Source organism: Planctomycetia bacterium, assembly GCA_034440135.1.
GTDB lineage: Bacteria > Planctomycetota > Planctomycetia > Pirellulales > JALHLM01 > JALHLM01.
Map to the genome: position 1 here is coordinate 1 of JAWXBP010000451.1, position 5,009 is coordinate 5,009.

4 protein-coding genes and 1 rRNA gene are annotated in these 5,009 nt (G+C 59.5%); 3 read left to right on the forward strand and 2 right to left on the reverse strand.

Annotated features, from left to right (window positions below; translation table 11 throughout):
- Window positions 1-946, reverse strand: a 16S ribosomal RNA gene (locus SGJ19_26075); the annotation flags it as partial.
- A 542-nt stretch (window positions 947-1,488) separates the two neighbouring features.
- Here SGJ19_26075 and SGJ19_26080 point away from each other — a divergent pair.
- Together SGJ19_26080 and SGJ19_26085 are read left to right on the forward strand one after the other, a co-directional pair.
- Window positions 1,489-2,307 carry a hypothetical protein gene (locus tag SGJ19_26080; GenBank protein ID MDZ4783731.1) on the forward strand — a complete coding sequence of 273 codons (819 nt, stop codon included), beginning with the start codon at window positions 1,489-1,491 and terminating at the stop codon, window positions 2,305-2,307.
- A 105-nt stretch (window positions 2,308-2,412) separates the two neighbouring features.
- Window positions 2,413-3,036: a hypothetical protein gene (locus SGJ19_26085; GenBank protein MDZ4783732.1), complete on the forward strand. Its 624-nt coding sequence runs from the start codon at window positions 2,413-2,415 to the stop codon at window positions 3,034-3,036.
- A 46-nt stretch (window positions 3,037-3,082) separates the two neighbouring features.
- Here the strand turns inward: SGJ19_26085 and SGJ19_26090 are convergent, their stop codons facing one another.
- Window positions 3,083-4,357 carry a glucose-1-phosphate adenylyltransferase gene (locus SGJ19_26090; protein MDZ4783733.1) on the reverse strand — a complete coding sequence of 425 codons (1,275 nt, stop codon included), beginning with the start codon at window positions 4,355-4,357 and terminating at the stop codon, window positions 3,083-3,085.
- A 210-nt stretch (window positions 4,358-4,567) separates the two neighbouring features.
- On the opposite strand from SGJ19_26090, the gene SGJ19_26095 reads away from it, so the two are divergent.
- On the forward strand, window positions 4,568-5,009 hold a 442-nt coding region (locus tag SGJ19_26095), incomplete at its 3' end, for a hypothetical protein (GenBank protein ID MDZ4783734.1).

Sequence of the window (5,009 nt, forward strand, 5' to 3'; positions counted from 1 at the left end):
CGTAGCCTCGAATTAAGCCACATCCTCCACCGCTTGTGTGAGCCCCCGTCAATTCCTTTGAGTTTCAGCCTTGCGACCATACTCCCCAGGCGGAGCACTAATTACTTTCGCTTCGATGGAAAGGTTATGGAGGACCCTTCCATCTAGTGCTCATCGTTTACGGCTAGGACTACCGGGGTATCTAATCCCGTTCGCTACCCTAGCTTTCGTGCCTCAGCGTCAGAAGAGACCCAGTGAGCCGCTTTCGCCCCTGGCGTTCCTTAGGATATCAACGCATTTCACCGCTCCACCCTAAGTTCCGCTCACCTCTATCTCCCTCAAGCACTGTAGTTTTGGGCGCAGTTCCTCGGTTGAGCCGAGGGATTTCACACCCAACTTACAGCGCCGCCTACGCACCCTTTAAGCCCAGTGATTCCGAATAACGTTTGTACGGTTCGTCTTACCGCGGCTGCTGGCACGAACTTAGCCCGTACTTCCTCTGAGGATAGGTCAAAACGAAGAGATTACCCTCCGCCCATTCCTCCCCTCTGACAGCGGTTTACAACCCGAAGGCCTTCATCCCACACGCGGCGTCGCTCGGTCAGGCTTTCGCCCATTGCCGAAGATTCTCGACTGCAGCCACCCGTAGGTGTCTGGGCAGTGTCTCAGTCCCAGTGAGCTGGGTCGTGCTCTCACACCCAGTACCCATCATTGCCTTGGTAGGCCATTACCCCACCAACAAGCTAATAGGACGCGGGCTTATCCTCAGGCGGAATCACACCTTTGGTCCGGGGACATCATCTGGTATTACCTGCAGTTTCCCGCAGCTATCCCAGTCCCGAGGGTAAATACCCACGCGTTACTCTCCCTTTCGCCGCTCTTACCTCTTGCGAGGTTCGCGCTCGACTTGCATGCCTAATCCACGCCGCCAACGTTCATTCTGAGCCAGGATCAAACCCTTCAATTATTTGCTGCTTAACCGAAGCCTTGCGGCTTCGGATAGTTAGCTGAACAACCAGGTTTGTTTGACCGAGTGGTTTGCAATCCATGGTCGTGAAGCCATGAGATCGCCTCGGTCGGTTTCCGGTCTTACGCCGGCTGATTCGACAGGGAACTTCTACCAAATTGTCAAAGATCAAAAGCAAACTCGCGGAGCAAACCGGCTTAGCGGCTAACCCCGCGAGGGACTCACATTCTATGCGAATGAGGCGTCGTGTCAACACGTCGCCGGCGAATTTTATTTCGCCTTTTTCGTCCTCCCCACCATGCGTCTGGTCTGACCGAAGTCAGGCAGTCTTGTGGCGGGAGAGGTATGTTATCGACGGAATAGGCGTTCGCCTAGGGGCGAAATGGGAATTTTTGAGAATCGTGCTAAGGCCTGATTACGTAATGACTTGGAAGTGACGCCTGATCGAGTCGTTGAGTTGTTGCTCCGAACGAAGACGCGCGTGAGAATTGAAGACGCTCACCGTTCGGTCGTCGCAGTCCGTGCAATCGGAGAACTCGCTGATGACGCGGAAACCATTCGCATATCTAGCGGTTGCGTTTGCCTTGGCTACGTTGGGCGAATCGACTTCGTACGCCAAGATTCGCCCCACGTTGTCCATCCGGCGATTGACGATCGAGGCCGACGCGATCGTCATCGCGGAGCCGCTTGATACACAGCCCAATGTGATGCCGCAGAAGTATCGCGTACTGGAGGTTCTCCAGGGAGCGAGTTTCGCCGTAGACGGCGAAGTGAAGTTGAGCAAGGAGGGACTGCCGAAACTGGCGCTCGATGAACGGACTTCAAGGTTCTTCAGTCGTGAAAACGCGACACCACCGGAGATCGACAAGGCGTTGCTGTTTATCCAGCCGCCATTCGAAGGCCTACCGGCGCGAAATGGCGAAGTTTATGCGCAAGTTCGCGCCCTAGCCAAGTCAGGCGAGGCACTCGTACCGCAGCAGCCGGAGTTCTCCGACGACCCTCTGTATTTGCTCCCGAGAAAGGATGTGACCTGGGATGGAATGCTGGCCAAAGTGCGCGCCGACCTGCCAGCGGTGAACCATGTGCGCGAGTTACGTGCCATAGCAGACCCGGCCCAGCGCAATGAAGCGCTCCTGGATTGGATTCGTGCGCATAGATCCGAGTTCGGCGGCGGCCATTTTGAGGGCAGTTCGAAGGGCTGGGCGACGTACGAATACAAGCTGTTCGAGTGGATCTACGAGAGCTGCAGGCCCGAAGACAGTTGGGCCGCATTGACATTGGATTTCGAACTTAATGGGCGTCCCTGGTTCGACTTCCCGTCATTCTGTTCGACGGAAGGAAGATCGCTGGTCCTATCATAAGTGTTCGACGAAAAGCTCGATGCGAAGCTTCGGCTGGTCGGGCTGCGAGCATTGAGCAACTCCTGCTTTCGTCGCCCAACTGAGCAATTTCCAGGCCTGGTCCGCATGACGCCTCAGGAACAGTTGGAGATGATCGATCGCGTAACGCCGCTGCTGACGCACGAGGATCGCGAAATGCGTGCCGCCGCCGTGGATTGCTTGTGGCGAGCGAGCGGCCCCAGTGACGGCAATTTGCAGCACGTGGACACAAAGCACGCCGTCCAGGCGTTGTCCGAGTTGTACGCCACAGAGCGGGACGCCCACGTGCGCGAGCGATTAGCGACGACTTTGCGGGCCATGGGCGACGAGTGGTCCTGGCAGCAGATTAGCGGCAATCCGCGCGGCATGGTGGTGATTGCGCGCGTCGCGGAGGCTCGCGCAGTTGAGCTGCTGTTCCAATTGAATTTGATTTACACGCGCACCCAGCGCACGCTGCCGCCCGTGGCCAAGTTTGAACAGCGTGATGAACGCGGCGATGTCGCCATCTCCGCCCTGGTCACGCCGATCGTCAAGACGACGAAGGACCGAGCCATGCGGGAAGTGAGCACCTGGATCGAGCGCGGCGAACTGACGCTTCCGGTTGGCGATCTCCAACCCGGCGTCTGGCGGGTCACCTTCGAGGGCTTCACGGACGAAAACGAACCGTGGCACTCGGAGCCGATCGAGGTCACGCTGCCCGAGACCAAGTGAGCGGTGTAAAGCAGCGCAACGCCGCGAGTGGGATCGCTCTTGATCCTTACAGCACCCAGCCGTCCGGTAGCACCGCCTCTTTGCCGACGACGACGATGCCGTCGCAGACGGAGACGTGATTCGCTTCTTCACAGGTCTGCACGCCGCGGTGGTTGGCGATGCGGACGTTGCGACCGATGCGGCAGTTTTTGTCAACGATCGCGCCGGCGATGAGCGTTCCTTCGCCGATGCCCAACGGCGGCGCGCCGCTGCGGTTGGTTTCCGCGGCTTCGTAGAAGTCGCTCCCCATCACGACCGAATCGCGGATGGTCACATTCTTGCCGATGCGGCAGCGCAAGCCGATCACGCTGTTTTCGATCGTCGCGCCGCTTTCGATCCGGCAACCGTCCGAGACCAGGCTGTTGCGGATCGTCGCGCCGTCGATCGACGACGGCGGCAGAAATCGGGCGCGCGTGTAGATCGGCGCATCGGCGCTGGAGAGATCGAACGGCGGATGCAGCTTCGCGAGGTCGAGGTTCGCCTCGTAGAAGGACTTCGTCGTGCCAATATCTTCCCAGTAGCCATCGAACATATGTACCTGCACGCGCCGGCTGCGGATCGAGGCCGGGAAGACCTCGCGGCCGAAGTCGCGATAGTCGGTCTTCTCCAACACGTCGACCAGCACTTTGCGATTGAACAAGTAAATGCCCATGCTCGCCAGGCAGGAGCGCCCGCGGCTGGGAATGCCGCGCGCGTCGATCCAGGCCGGATCAGTCCGCACGATTTCAAGCTCTTGCTTCGTGGTGGGCTTTTCCAGGAAGCCGACGACTCGTCCGGAATCGTCCAGGCGCATGATCCCGAACCCCGCGGCCTTCTCTTCGTCGACCGGCAGCGCGGCGATGGTCACTTCCGCATTGCTGCGCTGGTGCGTGGCCAGCATGTCGGCGTAGTTCATCCGGTAGAGTTGGTCGCCGGAGAGGATCAACACGTACTCGATGCCCGGCTGCTGCAGGTAACGCAAGTGCTGGCGCACGGCGTCGGCGGTGCCTTGATACCAGTCGGAAGCTTCGTTGGTTTGCTGCGCGGCCAAAATCTCCACGAAGCCGCCGCCGAAGGCGTCGAACGTGTAGGTCCGGCGGATGTGGCGATGCAAACTGACCGAATTGAACTGCGTCATCACATAGATGCGATTGACGCCGGAATTCAGGCAGTTCGACAGCGGGATGTCGATCAACCGGTACTTGCCGGCCAGCGGAACCGCCGGCTTCGAGCGGTACTTGGTGAGCGGATACAGCCGGGTTCCGCGCCCGCCGCCTAAGACCAACGCCACAATGTCTTTCATGGCACGCAATCGAATCGCCAGAGGTGTTGGATGTGAGCCGCGACGCCCATGGTAGAGCAAGTCGAGTGCGTTATCTAGGCTGGCATTTTCGACCTTTCGACCCGGCGACCGAGTGGCTTGCTCTTGAACCCAGGCGGCCCTTTCCGCTATAAGCCGCCAGATTTTCTTCAATCGCTTCGCCCGAGGTCCGCGCGAAGCCGGAGTGGACGTATGCGAAGTGCTTTATTGATCTGCCTTGGTTTCGCCCTTGCTTGGGCCGGCCCGGTCCGTGGCGACGAGTTGTCTCCCTACGCCGTGACGGTGTTGGAGGACGGGGCGCCGGTCCATAGCGGCCCCGGCCGCAATTATTACGAGACCGGCCGCCTGCATCGCGGCGCCGAAGTCGAGGTCTATCGCCACGACCAAGGAGGCTGGCTGGCCATCCGGCCGCCGGACGGAAGTTTCAGCCTGGTGGGCTCGCGCTATTTGAAGCAAACGGCGGACGGACTCGCCGAAGTGCTCGAAGATCACGTCGGCGCCCGCGTCGGCAGTTTGGAATCGCCCGATCGCGACGTCGTGCAGGTACGACTCTCGCGCGGCGAACAAGTGCAACTGCTGGAACCTGCGCCGGTCACGAGCCCAAACTCGTCGCAAACCTGGTACATGATCGCTC